The organism is Nonomuraea sp. NPDC004702, from assembly GCF_053601695.1.
Genome location: NZ_JBSGCE010000178.1, coordinates 1 through 2971, shown reverse-complemented (window position 1 = coordinate 2971; position 2971 = coordinate 1). Strand labels below are relative to the sequence as shown.

General features: G+C 67.5%; 3 protein-coding genes. 2 read left to right on the top strand and 1 reads right to left on the bottom strand.

The window, feature by feature from the left end; translation table 11 throughout:
* A partial coding sequence (locus tag ACWEJ6_RS54540) for a M23 family metallopeptidase (protein ID WP_452433648.1) occupies window positions 1-871 on the bottom strand: 871 nt, incomplete at its 3' end.
* 130 nt (window positions 872-1001) lie between these two features.
* Between ACWEJ6_RS54540 and ACWEJ6_RS54535 the strand changes: the two genes are divergently transcribed.
* Window positions 1002-2063, top strand: a complete 1062-nt coding sequence (locus ACWEJ6_RS54535; RefSeq protein ID WP_387668971.1) for a hypothetical protein — start codon at window positions 1002-1004, stop codon at window positions 2061-2063.
* 13 nt (window positions 2064-2076) lie between these two features.
* The gene (locus ACWEJ6_RS54530) at window positions 2077-2835 is read left to right on the top strand and encodes a hypothetical protein (protein WP_452433646.1); all 759 of its coding nucleotides are present in this window, start codon (window positions 2077-2079) and stop codon (window positions 2833-2835) included.
* Window positions 2836-2971 lie beyond the last annotated feature (136 nt).

Below are 2971 nucleotides of genomic sequence, written 5' to 3'. Positions count from 1 at the left end.
GGCCCAGGAGGCCGCGCTCAAGATGCGCGAGGCGTCCCGGTCGTGGACGGAGGCGTACCCGGCGATGGAGTACCGGCACGGCCCGATCAGCATCCTCCAGGTAGGCCCGCACGGCCGCCTTGCCCGAGCCGCTGTTGCGCAGCGTGGTGACGCAGTTCTGGCCGGTGGAGGCCGAATACAGCAGGACGACCCGGCCCTGGTTGCCGAGCGGCGCGGAGTCGATCTGCTTGTAGCCCGCACCGCAGACCTGCTCGGCCGAGTACGGGTTGCCGCCGCCGCCGGTGCTGGGCTTGCCCGGGTCGGCGGGCGCGGGCGTCCCGCCGCCGCCCTGGCAGTTGTTCGACTTCAGCGTCTGGTGGCTGTAGCCGAACGTGGTGCCGTTGAACTTGGCCGCCACGATCTTGCCCGACGACGTGCGCTGCTCGTAGTGCAGGTGGGCGATGATGCCCTTGTACTTGGCCGAGGTGTTGCCCACCTGGCCGACCTGCTGGCCCTGCGCGACGTTCGCGCCCAGGGAGACCGTGCGCTTCTTCATGTGGGCGTACAGCGAGACGCTGCCGTCGGAGTGCCGGATCTTGACCACGTTGCCGAAGCCGTCGGCGGTCCGGTATTCCGACATGATGACCTTGCCGGCCGCCGAGGCCACCACGGTACGGCCCATGTCGGCGTTGCCGTCGCCGTACGAGCCGTTGAAGTCGATCTCGTAGCCGCCGGTGTGCGCGCTGCTGTCGTTGCTGTCGCCGGTCCAGGTCTCGCCGCACGGGAACGGAAGCTGGTGGACGACGGCGGCGCTGGCGCCGGCCGCGCTCGTGCCGGTGAGGGGCAGCGCGGCGATGCCACACACGCCCACAATCAGGGTCTTGATCCGCATGTGGGAAAGGCTGCCATCCTGATCAACGGCCAGTCTAGATCATTCGCAAAGTGTTCACGCTAAAAGTTGATATTTGTCGATATCGTAGCCAGGACTGTGCAAAACGCAGTTTTCGGACAGGGAGGGTCAGATGGGCGCAGGGGAGAACTCCGCCGCCAGCCTGGGACTATCCCCGGCGGGCCTCGGCGGGGCCACGATCCGGTTCACCGACAAGAAGATCAGCAAACTGGGCAGCGACATCGCCGACCAGGAACCGGGCATGGGCAAGATCGAGACGAACACGAAGGGGATCAACATCGAATCCCCCGGGTTCGGCATCGTCGGCCTCGGCCTCTCCTACGCCCACGAGCAGATCAAGAACGGCGCCGGCGACGCGGTCGCCATGGCCAGGTCCGTCCTGAAGGACTACAAGACGGCGCTGGAGCAGCTGGAGAAGAACTACGAGAAGGTCGACAAGGACAACGACGGCCTGATCAAGGAGTACGGCGACGGCCCTCCCCCCGGCGGCGGCATCGATCCGTCCAAGCTGGGCGGCGGCGGTGGTGGCGGCCTGCCGCCGATGAACATGCCCGACAACAAGCTCCCGGACGACAAGCTCCTGGACAACAAGCTCCCCGACAACAAGCTGCCGGACGACAAGCTTCCTGACGACAAGCTGCCGAACGACAAGTTTCCGGACGACAAGCTTCCTGACGACAAGCTGCCGGACAACAAGCTCCCGGACAACAAGCTCCCCGACAGCAACCTGCCCGACCCGAACGCCATCAACGCGAACCTGCCCAAGACGCCGTCCATCGAGGATCAGCTCAACCACAACACCGACGTCCCGGACCTCAAGAGCACGCTCCCGGACCCCTCCCAAACCAAGCTGTCCGGTCTGGACCCCAACGCCCTGAACTCCGCCATTCCCAGCACCGGCAACCTGACCGGCCGTCCCATCGATTTCCCCACCTCGGGCGGCTACGGCGGCTCGTCGGGCCCCGGCGGGACCACCACGGGCGCGGGAGCGGCCGCGGGCGGCCTGCGCGGCGCCGGCGCGGCCGGCATGTCGGGCATGCCGTTCATGCCCATGTCGGGCGGCGCGGCCGGCAACGAGCAGAACCGCGAGCGGGAGAAGCCGGAGTACGTGCGCGGCGACGAGAACGACTGGCTCGACGACATGGACATCGCGCCGCCGGTCCTCGGCGAGTGAGAAGGAAGACGACATGCCATACGAAGAAGACCGCTGGCTGATCCTCGCCGCGGCCGGCGTGGCGACCGCGAACGCCGCGGTGCTCTTCGAGTACCCGCTGGCCAGGAACGTCGCGATCATGGTAGGCGCCCTCGTGTCCAACCCCGGCGCCGTGGCGAAGGCGGCCATTGAGTGGTTGGCGCCCGTCGACGGCAAGGACGGGTTGGACTTCGAGGCCATCAGCGGCGCGATCGTCAAGCTCGCCGAGGAGGTCGCCAGCAAGGAGTACTGGACGGGGCCGGCCTGGGAGGTGTTCAAGAAGTCCGCGGACGACTTCGCCCAGCAGGTGAAGGTGGCGTCGACCTACTTCCAGAACGTCTCCAGCGGCATGGACACGATCGCCACGCTCTACCACTATGCCGTCTACGTCGCCTGTCTGGTGGCCGCGATCACGACGGCCCTCGCCGCCGCGAAATGGCTGACCTTCATCGTCCCCATCTTCGTCGCGGTGGTGATGCGGGGGCAGATCAACGGCATCCTGATCTCGCTCGCCCAGATCCTCAGGGGCATCGTCGGCAAGAACGTCAAGTCCGCCGCCATGCTCGCGGGCATCCTGGCCACGGTGAACGGCATGTGCGCCATGATGACCCAGGTCATCGACAAGGGCCGCCCGAATGCCAAATTCGGGCCCAGCGACCTCGAGTACGTCAGCAACGGGGAGGAGAAGCCCGGCACCCTGCAGCGCAAGAACGGCGGCATGCCTGACTTGACGACGGCCGGCGGCCTCATCTGACCTTGACCCGCACCTCGTCCGGCGGCCCCGCACCTCGTCCGGCGGCCCAACCTGCCCGACGTGCCCGGCTACGAGGCGTCGGCGGTCTACCATCCGGGTGCCCGAGGCGGTCCGGGCCATCGCGGCCGACCTCGGC